The sequence below is a fragment of the Flavobacterium sp. genome (genome assembly GCF_027484205.1).
Lineage (GTDB): Bacteria > Bacteroidota > Bacteroidia > Flavobacteriales > Flavobacteriaceae > Flavobacterium.
This window is the reverse complement of sequence record NZ_JAIXUB010000025.1, coordinates 1-17,041: the sequence shown is the minus strand read 5'-3', so window position 1 is coordinate 17,041 and position 17,041 is coordinate 1. Positions and strand designations below refer to the sequence as shown.

Below are 17,041 nucleotides of genomic sequence, written 5' to 3'. Positions count from 1 at the left end.
TACTTTTGCGCCCTTAACGAGAGGAGGTGTCTATATTATGTTAATTATACCAATTAAAGACGGAGAAAATATCGATAGAGCATTAAAGCGCTATAAAAGAAAATTTGATAAAACAGGAACTGTTCGTCAGTTGCGTGCGCGTCAAGCTTTCATAAAGCCTTCTGTTGTTAAAAGAGCACAAGTTCAAAAAGCAGCGTATATTCAAAACTTAAAAGACTCATTAGAAAGTTAATTAGTTTTTTAGAATTAAATTATAACCGCCAGTAAATAAAGTTTGTTAACTTTGTTGCTAGCGGTTTTTTTTATCCAATATTTTCTGTACCGATGAATACAATTAATTCTTTTAGTGATTATCTAAAGTTGGAAAAAAACTATTCCTTGCATACTGTTAATGCATATGTAAATGACTTGCTTTTTTTTCAGGAGTTTCTTAAATCGGAGTTTGAACATGATGATTTGATTGAAGTTAACTATAGTATGATTAGAAGTTGGATTGTATCCATGGTTGATAATGGAATTTCTAACAATTCGGTTAATCGCAAAATATCATCGCTAAAGGCTTTCTATAAATTTCTCCTAAAAATCAAAAAAATTGAATTCAGTCCTTTGTTGAAGCATAAGTCGCTAAAAACTCCAAAAAAAATACAAATTCCATTTTCTGAAAAAGAATTAAATAATGTATTGAATTGCATAAAATACGCAGAAGGATTCGAAGGAATTCGAGATAAGTTAATAATTGATTTGTTTTATACAACAGGAATAAGAAGGGCAGAGTTAATTAATTTAAAACTTCAAAACCTTGATTTATCGAGTAATACGTTAAAAGTTCTCGGAAAGAGAAATAAAGAAAGAATTATTCCAATATTACCAATTATTTCAAATCAAATAAAGAGTTATTTGTCTGAAAGGGCTCAGATAGAGAATGTTAAAGATTTTGATTATTTATTTTTAATGTTAAAAGGAGTTAAAATGAATGATTCGTTTGTATATCGTATAATTAATTACTACTTTAGTAATGTCTCAGAAAAGGTAAAAAAGAGTCCGCATATCTTACGTCACACGTTTGCAACTCACATGCTAAATAATGGGGCAGATTTAAATTCTGTTAAAGAATTATTAGGACATTCTAGTTTGGCATCAACTCAAGTTTATACCCATAATAGTCTTTCTGAACTAAAAAAGGTATATGGAAATGCTCATCCAAGAAGTCAAAAATGATTTAAACTAAGTATAACTTAAAGTATTTTGATTATGAAGGTAAAAGTAAATGCAGTAAATTTTACAGTTGATAGAAAACTTGTAGATTTCATTCAGTTTAGAATGGATAAATTAGAGAAATATTACGACAAAATTGTTTCATCCGACGTTTTTTTGAAAGTTGAAAACACAAGTGACAAAGAAAATAAGATTGTTGAAATTAAAATTCATGTTCCAGGAGATGATTTATTAGTTAAAAAACAGTGTAAAACATTTGAAGAAGCTGTTGAATTATCTGCTGAATCGTTAGAAAGATTGTTGGTAAAAAGAAAAGAAAAAACAAGAACTCATATTTAATTAAATTTTTTATAAAAAATATTTTGATTAAAAAATAAAATGCCTACATTTGCAGTCCGTTAGAAATAGCGGACTTTTTTTATTGATATTGCCAGCGTAGCTCAGTTGGCTAGAGCAGCTGATTTGTAATCAGCAGGTCGTGGGTTCGAGTCCCTCCGCCGGCTCTTTTTTTATTGTATAATGGTTAGGGGAGATACTCAAGCGGCCAACGAGGGCAGACTGTAAATCTGCTGTGAAAACTTCGCAGGTTCGAATCCTGCTCTCCCCACTATTTTAAATAAAAATTTATTTTTATTTAAAATTGAATTCTCTGCCGACTTAGCTCAGGGGTAGAGTGCTTCCTTGGTAAGGAAGAGGTCACGGGTTCAATTCCCGTAGTTGGCTCAAAATTGAAAATTTGAACACTAATAAATATATAACTAAGATTAAAAATTAAGTAAAATGGCAAAAGAAACCTTTAACCGTTCGAAACCACACTTAAATATTGGTACGATCGGACACGTGGATCACGGTAAAACAACTTTAACAGCAGCAATTACTAAAGTATTGTCTGATGCAGGTTACTGTCAAGCAAAATCATTTGATCAAATTGATAATGCTCCAGAAGAAAAAGAAAGAGGTATTACAATTAATACGTCTCACGTAGAATATGAAACTGCTAATCGTCACTACGCACACGTTGACTGTCCTGGTCACGCGGATTACGTAAAGAACATGGTTACAGGAGCTGCTCAAATGGATGGTGCTATCCTTGTTGTTGCTGCAACTGACGGACCTATGCCACAAACACGTGAGCACATCCTTTTAGGACGTCAAGTAGGTATTCCAAGAATTGTTGTATTCATGAATAAAGTGGATATGGTTGATGATGCGGAATTATTAGAATTAGTTGAAATGGAAATCAGAGATTTATTATCTTTCTATGAGTATGATGGAGATAATGGTCCTGTTGTTCAAGGTTCAGCTTTAGGAGGATTGAATAACGATCCAAACTGGGTTCCAAAAATTATTGAATTAATGGAAGCGGTTGATAACTGGATTGAAGAGCCGATTCGTGATACTGAAAAACCATTCTTGATGCCAGTTGAAGATGTATTTACAATTACAGGTCGTGGAACTGTTGCTACAGGTCGTATCGAAACTGGTGTTTGTAATACAGGTGATCCTGTTGAAATCATTGGTATGGGTGCTGAAAAATTAACTTCAACTATTACAGGTATCGAAATGTTCCGTCAAATCCTTGATAGAGGTGAGGCAGGAGATAATGCAGGTATCTTGTTAAGAGGTGTTGCTAAAGAGGATATCAAAAGAGGAATGGTTATTGTTAAGCCAGGATCTGTAAAACCACACGCTAAATTTAAAGCAGAGGTTTATATCTTGAAAAAAGAAGAAGGTGGTCGTCACACTCCATTCCATAATAACTATCGTCCACAGTTCTACGTTCGTACAACTGACGTAACAGGAGTTATTTCTTTACCAGCAGGTGTAGAGATGGTAATGCCAGGTGATAACTTAACTATTGATGTAGCTTTATTAAGCCCAATCGCAATGAATGTAGGTTTACGTTTCGCTATCCGTGAAGGTGGTAGAACAGTTGGTGCTGGTCAAGTAACAGAAATTGTTGAATAATTTCAATAAATAAATTTAACCAGTGTCGTTTTGGCGACACTGGTTTTTAATAATACGGGCGTAGTTCAAGGGTAGAATAGCGGTCTCCAAAACCGTTGATGGGGGTTCGAATCCCTCCGCCCGTGCAAAAAAAAGATATAAATATGTCAAAAGTTTTTAATTATTTTTCAGAAGCGTTTGAAGAATTAAAATCAAATGTTACTTGGCCAGAGTGGGCTGAAGTTCAAAAATATACAATTGTTGTAGCTGTTTTTTCAGTAGTTTTTGCTTTAGCAACATGGGGTGTTGATGAGCTTTTTACAAAAGCAATAGCTGGTTTCTTTAATTGGATTAAATAATTAAGCTATGGCTGATAATAGTTTGAAAAAGTGGTATGTTGTAAGAGCTGTTAGTGGACAGGAAAATAAGGTAAAAGCTTATATCGAAACTGAAATTAATCGTCTTGGAATGAATGACTATATTTCTCAGGTTTTAGTGCCAACAGAAAAGGTAGTACAAGTTCGAGATGGTAAAAAAATCTCTAAGGATAAAGTTTATTTTCCAGGTTATGTTATGATTGAAGCTAATCTTGTAGGGGAAATACCTCACATTATTAAGTCTATCACTGGTGTAATCGGTTTTTTAGGAGAAGTTAAAGGTGGTGATCCTGTTCCTTTAAGATTGTCTGAAGTTAATAGAATGTTAGGTAAAGTTGATGAATTAGCTGTTAATGTTGATTCTCAATCTATCCCATTCAAAGTTAATGAAACTGTAAAGGTTATTGATGGACCTTTTAATGGTTTTAATGGGACCATTGAAAAAATCAATGAAGAAAAGCGTAAACTTGAAGTTATGGTGAAAATTTTCGGAAGAAGAACTCCATTAGAATTAAGTTTTATGCAAGTTGAAAAAGTATAATTTTTTGTTACATATATATTAAACCGCATCAATCGCTTCCAATTGAGAGATGTAAAAATTTTAAGAAATGGCTAAAGAAATTAGTAAAGTAGTTAAACTACAAGTTAAGGGAGGTGCTGCGAACCCGTCGCCACCGGTTGGACCTGCTTTGGGAGCTGCTGGAGTTAACATCATGGAGTTCTGTAAGCAATTTAATGCTAGAACACAAGATCAACCTGGCAAAGTTTTACCAGTACAAATTACTGTGTATAAAGACAAATCATTCGATTTTGTTGTAAAAACTCCACCTGCTGCAATTCAATTATTGGATGCTGCTAAATTGAAATCTGGTTCAGGCCAGCCTAATAGAAAAAAAGTTGCAAATGTAACTTGGGATCAAATTAAGGCTATTGCTGAAGATAAGATGGTTGATTTAAATGCTTTCACAATTGAAAAAGCGATGAGCATGATTGCTGGAACAGCTAGATCTATGGGTATAACTGTAACTGGAGATTCTCCTCTAAATTAAGGTAAGAAATGGCAAAATTGACAAAAAAACAAAAAGAGGCTGCTTCAAAAATTGAAAAAAACAAACTTTATTCTTTAAAAGATGCTTCATCTTTATTGAAAGTTGTTGCTTCAGCAAAATTTGACGAGTCTGTAGATATTGCTGTTAAGCTTGGAGTTGATCCTAGAAAAGCAAATCAAATGGTTAGAGGAGTTGTAACTCTTCCTCATGGTACAGGAAAAGATACTAAGGTATTAGCTTTAGTTACTCCTGATAAAGAAGCTGAAGCGAAAGCTGCTGGAGCTGACTATGTAGGTTTAGATGACTACCTTCAAAAAATTAAAGATGGTTGGACAGATGTAGATGTAATTATTACTATGCCAGCTATCATGGGTAAATTAGGTCCATTAGGACGTGTGTTAGGACCAAGAGGTTTAATGCCGAATCCTAAAACTGGAACTGTAACTATGGAAATTGGTAAAGCTGTTGCTGAGGTAAAAGCTGGTAAAATTGATTTCAAAGTTGATAAAACAGGTATCGTACATGCAGGTATTGGAAGAATTTCTTTCGAAGCTGATAAAATTGTAGATAACGCTCACGAAATTATTCAAACATTAATTAAATTAAAACCAACTGCAGCTAAAGGTACTTATATCAAGTCTATTCACTTGTCTAGTACTATGAGTCCTGCTATCGCTTTAGATCCTAAAGCAGTATAATTGGTAGTTAAACAATTTTTATTATGACTAGAGAAGAAAAATCAATCGCAATAGAGGATTTAACTGCAAAGTTGGCTGAAGCAAACATAGTATACATTGCTGATACTTCAGGATTAGATGCAGACACTACTTCAAATTTAAGAAGAGCTTGTTTTAAAGCAGGAATTAAACTAGAAGTTGTTAAAAACACTCTATTAGAAAAAGCTATGGAAGCTTCTGATAAAGAATTTGGAGATTTACCTTCAATTCTTAAAGGAAATTCATCAATTTTTATTTCTGATGTTGCTAATGCACCAGCAAAAATAATTAAAGACTTTAGAAAAAAATCTGATAAGCCTCAATTTAAAGGAGCTTTCATCAATAATGAAATATATATTGGAGAAAATCTTTTAGATAGTTTAGCATCACTTAAATCTAAAGAAGAAGTTATTGGAGAAATCATTGGATTACTTCAATCTCCTGCTAAACGAATCATTTCTGCTTTGTTAAACAATGCAGAACAAAAAGGTGAAGCAGCTGAATAATTAGCGCACAAGTAAACAAAAATAAATTTAAAAACATTTTAAACGATAGAAAAAATGGCAGATTTGAAACAATTCGCAGAACAATTAGTTAACTTAACAGTAAAAGAAGTTAACGATTTAGCTACAATATTAAAAGATGAGTATGGTATCGAGCCTGCTGCTGCTGCTGTAGTAGTTGCTGCTGGTGGTGCTGGAGACGGTGGCGCTGCAGAAGAGCAAACAGAATTCACAGTAGTATTAAAAGATGCTGGTGCTTCTAAATTAGCAGTTGTTAAAGCGGTTAAAGAGTTAACTGGTTTAGGATTGAAAGAGGCTAAAGATATGGTAGATGGTGCTCCTGCAAATATTAAAGAAGGAGTTACTAAAGCTGAAGCTGAAGGTTTGAAAAAATCTTTAGAAGAAGCTGGAGCTGTTGTTGAGTTAAAATAACTCTAACATAGTTTTAGAACAAGGTTTAGGTCTTGAGTTTAATCGCTCAATGACCTAAACCATTTTTCGTATAATATATTATATAAAGTTTTATTATAAAACTGTATAACTTACGAGAATAAAAATTTTAATCATTACGATGAAAGAAATGAACTAAATTTTCCTGGTTTATTTTTAAAGATGTGCTGATTAAAAATAAGGAAAAGTATAGATTAAACAGTGTATTTACACAAAAAATTACTTTTTTAAATCAAAATTTTGTCCATTGATGATAACAAATCAGACTGAAAGATTGAATTTTGCCTCTACTAAAAATATTCCTCAATATCCAGATTTTCTTGATGTTCAGGTTAAGTCGTTTAAAGATTTTTTCCAATTGGAAACAAAATCTGACGAAAGAGGCAACGAAGGGCTTTACAATACCTTCATGGAAAATTTTCCAATTACAGATACAAGAAACCAATTTGTATTAGAATTCCTAGATTATTTTGTTGACCCACCACGTTACACTATTCAAGAGTGTATCGAAAGAGGTTTAACTTACAGTGTGCCTCTTAAAGCACGCCTTAAATTATATTGTACTGATCCTGAACATGAGGATTTTGAAACTATAGTTCAAGACGTTTATTTAGGAACGATTCCATATATGACTCCAAGCGGTACATTTGTTATAAATGGAGCTGAGCGTGTTGTGGTATCGCAATTACACCGTTCACCAGGAGTTTTCTTTGGTCAATCATTCCATGCAAATGGTACTAAATTGTATTCTGCCAGAGTAATTCCTTTCAAAGGTTCATGGATAGAATTTGCTACAGATATCAATAACGTGATGTATGCGTACATTGATAGAAAGAAAAAATTACCTGTAACAACTCTTTTACGTGCTATTGGATTTGAAAGAGATAAAGATATTCTTGAAATTTTTGACCTTGCAGAGGAAATCAAAGTTTCAAAAACAGGTCTTAAAAAATATGTTGGTAGAAAATTAGCAGCGAGAGTATTAAATACTTGGCACGAAGATTTCGTGGATGAGGATACTGGAGAGGTTGTTTCTATTGAGCGTAACGAAATTATTTTAGATCGTGACACTATCCTAGATAAAGATAATGTTGAAGAAATTCTTGACGCTGATGTAAAAGTAATTTTATTACATAAAGAGGATAACAATCAAGTTGATTATGCAATTATCCATAATACATTACAAAAAGATCCAACAAACTCTGAAAAAGAGGCTGTTGAACACATATATAGACAATTACGTAATGCTGAACCGCCTGATGAAGAAACGGCTCGTGGTATTATTGATAAATTGTTTTTCTCTGATCAACGTTACAATTTAGGTGAAGTAGGTCGTTACAGAATGAACAAAAAGTTGAACCTTGATATTCCTATGGAAAAACAAGTTTTAACTAAAGAAGATATCATTACTATCATTAAATATTTGATTGAATTAATTAATGCGAAAGCAGATATTGATGATATTGATCACTTATCAAATCGTCGTGTTAGAACAGTTGGTGAACAACTTTCTCAACAATTTGGTGTTGGTTTAGCACGTATGGCTAGAACTATTCGTGAGAGAATGAACGTTAGAGATAACGAGGTGTTTACACCAATTGATTTGATTAATGCTAAAACATTATCTTCAGTTATCAACTCTTTCTTTGGAACTAATCAGTTGTCTCAATTTATGGATCAAACAAATCCATTAGCTGAGATTACTCATAAAAGAAGATTATCAGCACTTGGACCAGGTGGACTTTCTCGTGAAAGAGCAGGTTTCGAGGTTCGTGACGTTCACTATACGCACTATGGAAGACTTTGTCCAATTGAAACTCCAGAAGGGCCAAATATTGGATTGATTTCATCTCTAGGTGTGTATGCTAAAGTTAACGGAATGGGATTCATTGAAACTCCTTACCGTAAAGTAACTAACGGACAAGTTGATTTAACTTCTGAACCAATTTATTTAAGTGCTGAAGAAGAAGAAGGTAAAATGATTGCTCAAGCAAACATCGAAATGGATGCTAAAGGAAACATTACAGCTGATAAAGTTATTGCCCGTGAAGAAGGCGATTTCCCTGTTGTCGATCCTTCTGCAGTTCATTATACTGACGTTGCTCCTAATCAAATTGCTTCTATTTCAGCTTCATTAATTCCTTTCTTAGAACATGATGATGCGAACCGTGCATTGATGGGATCAAACATGATGCGTCAAGCAGTTCCATTATTACGTCCTGAAGCTCCAATTGTGGGTACAGGTCTTGAAAGACAAGTAGCTTCTGATTCAAGAGTATTGATTAATGCTGAAGGTAACGGAACTGTCGAATATGTTGATGCTAACATGATTACTATCAAATACGACAGAACTGAAGAAGAAAGAATGGTAAGTTTTGACACAGACGAAAAAACATATCAATTAATCAAATTTAGAAAAACAAATCAAAGTACATCTATTAACCTAAAACCAATCGTAAGAAAAGGAGATAGAGTTACAAAAGGTCAAGTACTTTGTGAAGGTTACGCAACTCAAAACGGAGAATTAGCTATCGGTAGAAACCTTAAAGTTGCATTTATGCCATGGAAAGGTTATAATTTCGAGGATGCAATTGTAATCTCTGAAAAAGTAGTGCGTGATGATATATTTACATCAATCCACGTAGATGATTATTCATTAGAAGTTAGAGATACTAAATTAGGTAACGAAGAGTTAACTAATGATATTCCTAACGTTTCTGAAGAAGCTACTAAAGATTTAGATGAAAATGGAATGATTAGAATTGGAGCTGAAGTAAAACCTGGCGACATCTTAATCGGGAAAATTACACCAAAAGGAGAATCAGATCCAACTCCAGAAGAAAAACTTTTAAGAGCTATCTTCGGTGATAAAGCTGGTGATGTAAAAGATGCTTCACTAAAAGCTTCTCCTTCATTACATGGTGTAGTTTTAGATAAAAAATTATTTGCTAGAGCTGTAAAAGATAAACGTAAAAGAACTCAAGATAAAGATGCTTTAACATCATTAGAAATGGAATTCGAAACAAAATTTGTTGAATTAAAAGACAAATTAATCGAGAAACTATTTGTAATCGTTGATGGAAAAACATCACAAGGAGTTATGAATGATCTAGGTGAAGAAGTTTTACCAAAAGGCAAAAAATATTCTAAAAAAATGCTTCAATCTGTTGAGGATTTTGCTCACTTAACTAAAGGTCAATGGGTTGCTGATGATGACACTAACAGTTTGGTTAATGATTTAATTCACAACTACAAAATCAAATTAAACGACTTGCAAGGTGCTTTACGTAGAGAAAAATTCACAATTACTGTTGGAGATGAACTTCCAGCAGGAATCTTGAAATTAGCAAAAGTTTATATCGCTAAAAAACGTAAACTAAAAGTGGGTGATAAAATGGCAGGACGTCACGGTAACAAAGGTATTGTTGCTCGTATTGTTCGTCATGAAGATATGCCTTTCCTTGAAGACGGAACTCCAGTTGATATTGTATTGAATCCACTTGGTGTACCTTCTCGTATGAACATTGGTCAAATTTATGAAACTGTTCTTGGATGGGCAGGTCAAAAATTAGGTAAAAAATTCGCTACACCAATTTTTGATGGAGCAACTTTAGACCAAATTAATGAATTGACTGATGAAGCAGGAATACCAAGATTTGGACATACATATTTATATGATGGAGGAACAGGTGAACGTTTCCACCAAGCAGCAACAGTAGGAGTTATCTATATGTTAAAACTTGGACACATGGTTGACGATAAGATGCACGCACGTTCAATCGGACCATACTCACTTATTACGCAACAACCACTTGGAGGTAAAGCTCAATTTGGAGGTCAACGTTTTGGAGAGATGGAGGTTTGGGCACTTGAAGCTTATGGAGCGTCAAGTACACTTCGTGAGATCTTAACTGTTAAATCAGATGACGTAATTGGTAGAGCTAAAACTTACGAGGCAATCGTTAAGGGTGAAACTATGCCTGAACCAGGATTACCAGAATCATTCAATGTATTAATGCATGAATTGAAAGGTCTTGGATTAGATATTAGATTAGAAGAATAGTTTTTTGTTTCAGGTTTCAGGTTTAAAGTCGTAAACCTGAAACTTGGAATTTGAAACAAATTATTAATAAGTTTTTAAAGATTTATACCCGTAAACCGTTCCGATTTTTTATAAATTTTATTTATAACTAGCACTTCAAAATTTTACGTTTGAGGTTTAGAGAAGTAATTCGAGGTAGTAACTTAATGGTTTTTTAGTAATTAGTAAAGAGTAAATAGTAACTAGCGAAATGAAAATTGTAAATGAATTGTCGATTTGTAATTCATTTAAAAATAAAAAAAAACTAATTACTAATCACTATTCACTAATCACTTTCAAACTATAAATCTAAGTTCAATTAATAGTAGTAAATCAATAGTAAAAACTATGATGAATAATAGAAACAACAAAGACAACAAGCAAAACACCATTAAAAGATTTAATAAAATCACTATTGGACTTGCTTCACCAGAATCAATTTTAGCAGAATCTCGTGGTGAGGTTTTGAAACCAGAAACTATCAATTATAGAACTCACAAACCTGAACGTGATGGTTTGTTTTGTGAAAGAATTTTTGGTCCTGTGAAGGATTTTGAGTGTGCTTGTGGAAAATATAAAAGAATTCGCTACAAAGGAATCGTTTGTGACCGTTGTGGTGTAGAAGTAACAGAGAAAAAAGTACGTCGTGATAGAGTGGGACACATTAATTTAGTTGTGCCTATTGCTCATATTTGGTATTTCCGTTCACTTCCTAATAAAATTGGATACATTCTTGGACTACCTTCTAAAAAGTTAGATATGATTATCTACTATGAAAGATATGTAGTTATTCAAGCAGGTATCGCAAAAAATCTTGATGGCGAATCGTTACAAAGATTAGATTTCTTAACAGAAGAAGAGTATTTAAATATTTTAGATACACTTCCAATGGAAAATCAATATTTAGATGATAATGATCCTAATAAATTCATTGCCAAAATGGGTGCTGAATGTATTATGGACTTATTAGCTAGAACTGATTTAGATGCACTTTCTTACGAGTTAAGACATAGTGCAAACAATGAAACTTCTAAACAAAGAAAAACTGAAGCATTAAAAAGACTTCAAGTGGTTGAGTCATTCCGTGATTCAAACTTGAATAGAGAAAATCGCCCAGAGTGGATGATTCTTAAAGTAATTCCAGTTATTCCACCAGAATTGCGTCCTTTAGTGCCTCTTGATGGAGGTCGTTTTGCAACTTCAGATTTGAATGACTTATATAGAAGAGTTATCATCAGAAACAATCGTTTAAAAAGATTAATGGAAATTAAAGCTCCAGAAGTTATCTTAAGAAACGAAAAACGTATGTTACAAGAATCAGTAGATTCATTATTTGATAACACTCGTAAAGCTTCTGCTGTTAAAACAGAATCAAACAGACCATTAAAATCTTTATCAGACTCGTTAAAAGGTAAACAAGGTCGTTTCCGTCAAAACTTACTTGGAAAACGTGTGGATTATTCAGCTCGTTCGGTAATTGTTGTTGGTCCAGAAATGAAATTGTTCGAATGTGGTCTTCCTAAAGATATGGCTGCTGAACTATACAAACCATTCGTTATTCGTAAATTAATCGAAAGAGGAATTGTTAAAACAGTTAAATCAGCTAAGAAAATAATTGACAAAAAAGAGCCTGTAGTTTGGGATATTCTTGAAAATGTAATTAAAGGACATCCAGTATTACTGAACCGTGCTCCTACGTTACACAGACTTGGTATTCAAGCTTTCCAACCAAAATTAATTGAAGGAAAAGCTATACAATTGCACCCATTAGTATGTACGGCTTTCAACGCGGATTTTGATGGTGACCAGATGGCGGTTCACTTGCCACTTGGACCAGAAGCTATTCTTGAAGCACAATTATTAATGCTAGCTTCTCATAATATCTTGAATCCAGCGAATGGTGCACCAATTACGGTTCCATCTCAAGACATGGTACTTGGTCTTTATTACATGACCAAAGAACGTTTGTCAACTCCTGAACATCCAATTCTAGGTCAAGATTTAACTTTCTACTCAGCTGAGGAAGTAAATATTGCATTGAATGAAGGCAGATTAGAATTGAATGCTCGTGTAAAAATTAGAGCAAAAGATTTTAATGAAAATGGAGAATTAGTTTATAAAATTATTCAAACTACTGCGGGTAGAGTACTTTTTAATGAAGTAGTTCCTCAAGCAGCAGGATATATCAATGAAGTATTAACTAAAAAATCTTTACGTGATATTATTGGAAAAATCCTTGCAGTTACAGATGTTCCTACAACGGCAGCTTTCCTTGATAATATGAAAGATATGGGTTATAAATTTGCCTTCAAAGGTGGATTGTCATTCTCATTAGGTGATATTAGAATTCCTGAGCAAAAAACTAAGTTAATTGCAGATGCAAGAGAACAAGTTGAAGGAATTTCATTGAACTATAACATGGGTCTTATTACCAATAACGAACGTTATAACCAAGTTATTGATATTTGGACTTCTGCAAATGCTCAATTGACAGAATTAGCAATGAAAAATATTAGAGAAGACCAACAAGGTTTTAACTCAGTATACATGATGCTTGATTCTGGAGCGCGTGGATCTAAAGAACAAATTCGTCAGTTAACTGGTATGCGTGGTTTGATGGCAAAACCAAAAAAATCAACTGCTGGTGGTGGTGAAATTATTGAAAACCCTATCCTTTCTAACTTTAAAGAAGGTCTTTCTATCCTTGAGTACTTTATTTCTACTCACGGAGCACGTAAAGGTCTTGCGGATACCGCTCTTAAAACAGCTGATGCTGGATATTTAACAAGAAGATTACATGATGTTTCTCAAGATGTTATTGTAAACTCTGTTGATTGTGGTACTTTAAGAGGAATTGAAGTTTCTGCTTTAAAGAAAAATGAAGAGATTGTAGAAACTTTAGGAGAAAGAATTTTAGGACGTGTTGCGTTGCAAGATGTAATCAATCCTTTAACTTCTGATATTTTAGTTCACGCTGGTGAGCAAATTACTGAAGCTATTGTTAAAGCAATTGAAGAGTCTCCAGTTGAAAAAATTGAGGTTCGTTCGCCTTTAACTTGTGAAGCTAAAAAAGGAATTTGTGCTAAATGTTATGGAAGAAATTTAGCAACAGGAAAAATGACTCAAAAAGGTGAAGCAGTTGGAGTTATCGCTGCTCAGTCTATTGGAGAACCAGGAACACAGTTAACTTTACGTACATTCCACGTTGGTGGAGTTGCAGGAGGTGTTTCTGAAGAATCAAGTATTGTTGCAAGATTTGGTGGTAAACTTGAAATTGAAGATTTAAAAACTGTTATTGGTGAAGACGCAGATGGTAATAAAGTAGATATTGTTGTATCTCGTTCAACAGAATTAAAATTAATTGATGTTAAAACAGGCATCCTTTTAAGTACACATTACATTCCTTACGGATCTATCATTAATGTTAAAGATGGTGATGTAGTTGAAAAAGGTGCTGCTATTTGTAAATGGGATCCATATAATGGAGTAATTGTTTCTGAATTTACTGGAAAAATTGCTTACGAAGATTTAGAGCAAGGTCAATCATACCAAGTTGAAATCGACGAACAAACAGGTTTCCAAGAAAAAGTAATTTCAGAAGGAAGAAATAAAAAATTAATCCCAACATTATTGGTTTATGGAAAAGATGGAGAATTAATCCGTTCTTATAACTTACCAGTTGGAGCTCACCTTATGGTAGAAGATGGAGAAAAAATTAAAGCAGGTAAAATTCTTGTGAAAATTCCTCGTCGTTCTTCTAAAGCTGGTGATATTACAGGAGGTTTACCAAGAATTACTGAGTTGTTAGAAGCTCGTAATCCTTCAAATCCTGCTGTAGTTTCTGAAATTGATGGGGTTGTTTCATTTGGAAAAATTAAAAGAGGTAATCGTGAAATCATCATCGAATCTAAATTTGGTGAGATTAAGAAATATCTAGTAAAATTATCAAGCCAAATTCTTGTTCAAGAAAATGACTTCGTGAAAGCTGGAGTTCCTTTATCTGATGGTGCAATTACTCCTGATGATATTTTAAGAATTCAAGGTCCATCTGCTGTTCAACAGTATTTGGTTAATGAAATTCAAGAAGTTTATCGTCTTCAAGGTGTAAAAATTAATGATAAACACTTCGAAGTTGTTATTCGTCAAATGATGAGAAAAGTTAGAGTTGAAGATCCAGGAGATACTTTATTCTTAGAAGAACAATTAATCCATACAAGTGATTTTATCTATGAAAATGATAAATTATATGGAATGAAAGTTGTTGAAGATGCTGGTGATTCTGATAATCTTAAACCAGGACAAATCATTTCACCAAGAGAATTGAGAGATGAAAATTCATTGTTGAAACGTAATGATAAAAATTTAGTTGTAGCTCGTGATGTTATTACTGCTACTGCAACTCCTGTATTACAAGGTATTACAAGAGCATCGCTTCAAACTAAATCATTCATTTCTGCAGCATCATTCCAGGAAACAACTAAAGTATTGAATGAAGCAGCTGTAGCTGGTAAAGTTGATACATTAGAAGGATTAAAAGAAAATGTTATCGTTGGACATAGAATTCCTGCAGGTACAGGTATGAGAGATTATGATCATACTATTGTAGGTTCTAAAGATGACTATAACGAAATGATGGCTAATAAAGAAGAATACATCTATTAATTATGAGCGATAACAATCAACAACAAGGACAAATAAATATTGAGCTTGATGAAAAAACTGCTGAAGGAATTTATTCTAATTTAGCAATTATCAATCATTCTCCATCTGAATTTGTTTTGGATTTTGTGACCATCATGCCTGGTGTTCCTAAATCTAAAGTTAAATCAAGAATTATATTAACTCCTCAACATGCTAAAAGATTACTTAAAGCTATTGGAGAAAATATACATAGATTTGAAGTTGCTCACGGTGAAATAAAAGATTCTGAGCAACCACACATACCATTAAATTTTGGTTCAGGTGGTCAAGCTTAATAGCCGAAGATAAATATTAAAAAACTCCTCAAGAAATTGAGGAGTTTTTTATGCTTAATTGATTTTTTTATGCTAAAATAATGATAATTTATCAACACGAAAACGTTATAGTTTATTGATAATAAAATAAATAACTTTTTTTATATAATTTTACGATAAATCTAAAATTAAATTATGAAAAAACAATTACAAAAAGTTAGTCTTATTTCATTTTTATTAATGTTATTATTTTATTCATCTGCAACTTTTTCTCAAAGTGCAGGGTTTAATTCAACTTTTATAATCTTGTCTGTAAATGGTGGAGGTAATACATTTTATGATCTTCAAGCTAGTACAGCTAATGCAGATTTTAATGGAGCAAACCTAGGTTCATTTTGTCAAGGTTCAACAGGCCTTGTATTTAAAGGTGCTGAACATAATAACTATAAATGTAACGGATGTGATATTTCAAGCACAAGAATTAATTATCGTATTTATCAAACTGGATCTCCTTCTGGTTCATTTGTGGTAAATAATATTGGTTTTACTTCAGATTTTAATAATGGTTGTGGAGGAAAAGATCAACGATGGAGTTCTTCTTCATACAATGTTAATTTACTTTCTGGACTTTCTGCCGGAAATTACACTCTAGAGGTATATTCTGATCAATCAACATCATGTTCAGGTACTCAGTTTGCAAGTAATGGTGGAGCTAACTACAAAGCCACTTTTACAGTTAATGCGATTCCAACTTTAAATACTGTAATAGCTACAGCAGCTTGTGAAAATGGTACTTCATCAGTAACTATGACAGGATTATTGCCTAGTACTTCGGGAACTTTCTTTTACACGAATTCAATGACTGGTCCATTACAATATTCAGTGAGTGGGACTTCAAGTGCTTCAGGTACTTTCTCATTCAATACACCTCCACTGCCTTTAGCTGCTAATGGTGCAATTATAACAATTGTAAGTGGATCTGTTTCTTCCACAAGTTGTTCAACAAATTTTTCTGGCAAAAATGTTACTGTTGTAGTAAACCCAAATGTTACCTATTATAGAGATTTAGATGGTGATGGTTTTGGGAATGTAAACGTAACGCAAGTTAGTTGTTCTGGTGCGCCAATAGGTTATGTTACAAATAATTCAGATTCCAATGATAATTTGTTAACCTATGTTGATGCTGATGCTGATGGATTTGGATCCAATGTTTTGGCAGCAAGTGGTCCAAGTAATAATTCAGATTGTAATGACAATCAACTTCAATATTTAGATAATGATAATGACGGATTTGGTTCAACAACATTAGTTGCTTGTGGAGTAACAAATAATTCAGATTCCAATGATAATTTGTTAACTTACGTTGATGCTGATGCTGATGGATTTGGATCCAATGTTTTGGCAGCAAGTGGTCCAATTAATAATTCAGATTGTAATGACAATCAACTTCAATATTTAGATAATGATAATGACGGATTTGGTTCAACAACATTAGTAGCATGTGGTGTTTCAAATGATACAGACTGCAACGATGCTAATGCTTCAATCAATCCGGGCGCAGTTGATGTTTGTTACGATGGAATCGATAATGACTGTAATGGAATCGTTGATAATGTTGGTTTACCTGGTGGATGTACACCTATAGTTTCTACTTTGCCAGCGGCACAATGTGGAACAACAGTATCAGGATTATCAACTTCTATGTATGCTACAAATATTTCAGGCGCACAAGGATATCGTTTTAAAGT

General features: G+C 33.3%; 14 protein-coding genes and 4 tRNA genes. All 18 read left to right on the top strand.

Features of this window, described 5'->3' with window-relative positions; genetic code table 11:
* The first annotated feature begins 37 nt into the window (after positions 1-37).
* Positions 38-232 carry a 30S ribosomal protein S21 gene (rpsU, locus tag Q0049_RS12595; RefSeq protein WP_298120332.1) on the top strand — a complete coding sequence of 65 codons (195 nt, stop codon included), beginning with the start codon at positions 38-40 and terminating at the stop codon, positions 230-232.
* A gap of 92 nt (positions 233-324) precedes the next feature.
* Entirely contained in the window at positions 325-1,218 is an 894-nt protein-coding gene (locus Q0049_RS12590) for a tyrosine-type recombinase/integrase (protein WP_298120330.1), read from the top strand.
* Positions 1,219-1,251: 33 nt separating this feature from the next.
* Positions 1,252-1,554: a ribosome-associated translation inhibitor RaiA gene (raiA, locus tag Q0049_RS12585; protein ID WP_298120328.1), complete on the top strand. Its 303-nt coding sequence runs from the start codon at positions 1,252-1,254 to the stop codon at positions 1,552-1,554.
* A 90-nt stretch (positions 1,555-1,644) separates the two neighbouring features.
* A tRNA-Thr gene (locus tag Q0049_RS12580) sits at positions 1,645-1,718 on the top strand.
* A gap of 23 nt (positions 1,719-1,741) precedes the next feature.
* Positions 1,742-1,822, top strand: a tRNA-Tyr gene (locus Q0049_RS12575).
* A 44-nt stretch (positions 1,823-1,866) separates the two neighbouring features.
* A tRNA-Thr gene (locus Q0049_RS12570) sits at positions 1,867-1,938 on the top strand.
* A 57-nt stretch (positions 1,939-1,995) separates the two neighbouring features.
* A complete protein-coding gene (tuf, locus tag Q0049_RS12565; protein WP_298120327.1) occupies positions 1,996-3,183 on the top strand; it encodes an elongation factor Tu in 1,188 nt (395 codons plus the stop codon).
* 54 nt (positions 3,184-3,237) lie between these two features.
* Positions 3,238-3,308: transfer RNA gene (locus Q0049_RS12560), tRNA-Trp, on the top strand.
* A gap of 18 nt (positions 3,309-3,326) precedes the next feature.
* A complete protein-coding gene (secE, locus tag Q0049_RS12555) occupies positions 3,327-3,521 on the top strand; it encodes a preprotein translocase subunit SecE (protein WP_298120324.1) in 195 nt (64 codons plus the stop codon).
* Positions 3,522-3,528: 7 nt separating this feature from the next.
* Positions 3,529-4,080: a transcription termination/antitermination protein NusG gene (gene nusG, locus Q0049_RS12550; protein WP_298120322.1), complete on the top strand. Its 552-nt coding sequence runs from the start codon at positions 3,529-3,531 to the stop codon at positions 4,078-4,080.
* A 67-nt stretch (positions 4,081-4,147) separates the two neighbouring features.
* Positions 4,148-4,588 carry a 50S ribosomal protein L11 gene (gene rplK / locus Q0049_RS12545; RefSeq protein WP_274782332.1) on the top strand — a complete coding sequence of 147 codons (441 nt, stop codon included), beginning with the start codon at positions 4,148-4,150 and terminating at the stop codon, positions 4,586-4,588.
* Between the two features lie 8 nt (positions 4,589-4,596).
* Positions 4,597-5,286, top strand: a complete 690-nt coding sequence (gene rplA / locus Q0049_RS12540) for a 50S ribosomal protein L1 (protein ID WP_298120320.1) — start codon at positions 4,597-4,599, stop codon at positions 5,284-5,286.
* Between the two features lie 23 nt (positions 5,287-5,309).
* Positions 5,310-5,810: a 50S ribosomal protein L10 gene (rplJ, locus tag Q0049_RS12535; protein ID WP_298120317.1), complete on the top strand. Its 501-nt coding sequence runs from the start codon at positions 5,310-5,312 to the stop codon at positions 5,808-5,810.
* Positions 5,811-5,864: 54 nt separating this feature from the next.
* Positions 5,865-6,239, top strand: coding sequence for a 50S ribosomal protein L7/L12 (gene rplL, locus Q0049_RS12530; protein ID WP_298120314.1), 375 nt, complete (start codon positions 5,865-5,867; stop codon positions 6,237-6,239).
* 268 nt (positions 6,240-6,507) lie between these two features.
* A complete protein-coding gene (gene rpoB / locus Q0049_RS12525; RefSeq protein WP_298120312.1) occupies positions 6,508-10,320 on the top strand; it encodes a DNA-directed RNA polymerase subunit beta in 3,813 nt (1,270 codons plus the stop codon).
* A gap of 366 nt (positions 10,321-10,686) precedes the next feature.
* Complete coding sequence (gene rpoC / locus Q0049_RS12520; RefSeq protein WP_298120309.1) at positions 10,687-15,000, top strand: DNA-directed RNA polymerase subunit beta'; 4,314 nt, start codon at positions 10,687-10,689, stop codon at positions 14,998-15,000.
* Positions 15,001-15,002: 2 nt separating this feature from the next.
* A complete protein-coding gene (locus Q0049_RS12515) occupies positions 15,003-15,314 on the top strand; it encodes a DUF3467 domain-containing protein (protein WP_298120307.1) in 312 nt (103 codons plus the stop codon).
* A 174-nt stretch (positions 15,315-15,488) separates the two neighbouring features.
* The coding region (locus tag Q0049_RS12510; RefSeq protein ID WP_298120305.1) for a putative metal-binding motif-containing protein at positions 15,489-17,041 on the top strand (1,553 nt) is incomplete at its 3' end.

Coding starts and splice junctions, on each gene's coding strand:
- rpsU (WP_298120332.1), top strand. CDS start 38: ATGTTAATTATACCAATTAAAGACGGAGAAAATATCGATAGAGCATTA.
- Q0049_RS12590 (WP_298120330.1), top strand. CDS start 325: ATGAATACAATTAATTCTTTTAGTGATTATCTAAAGTTGGAAAAAAAC.
- raiA (WP_298120328.1), top strand. CDS start 1,252: ATGAAGGTAAAAGTAAATGCAGTAAATTTTACAGTTGATAGAAAACTT.
- tuf (WP_298120327.1), top strand. CDS start 1,996: ATGGCAAAAGAAACCTTTAACCGTTCGAAACCACACTTAAATATTGGT.
- secE (WP_298120324.1), top strand. CDS start 3,327: ATGTCAAAAGTTTTTAATTATTTTTCAGAAGCGTTTGAAGAATTAAAA.
- nusG (WP_298120322.1), top strand. CDS start 3,529: ATGGCTGATAATAGTTTGAAAAAGTGGTATGTTGTAAGAGCTGTTAGT.
- rplK (WP_274782332.1), top strand. CDS start 4,148: ATGGCTAAAGAAATTAGTAAAGTAGTTAAACTACAAGTTAAGGGAGGT.
- rplA (WP_298120320.1), top strand. CDS start 4,597: ATGGCAAAATTGACAAAAAAACAAAAAGAGGCTGCTTCAAAAATTGAA.
- rplJ (WP_298120317.1), top strand. CDS start 5,310: ATGACTAGAGAAGAAAAATCAATCGCAATAGAGGATTTAACTGCAAAG.
- rplL (WP_298120314.1), top strand. CDS start 5,865: ATGGCAGATTTGAAACAATTCGCAGAACAATTAGTTAACTTAACAGTA.
- rpoB (WP_298120312.1), top strand. CDS start 6,508: ATGATAACAAATCAGACTGAAAGATTGAATTTTGCCTCTACTAAAAAT.
- rpoC (WP_298120309.1), top strand. CDS start 10,687: ATGATGAATAATAGAAACAACAAAGACAACAAGCAAAACACCATTAAA.
- Q0049_RS12515 (WP_298120307.1), top strand. CDS start 15,003: ATGAGCGATAACAATCAACAACAAGGACAAATAAATATTGAGCTTGAT.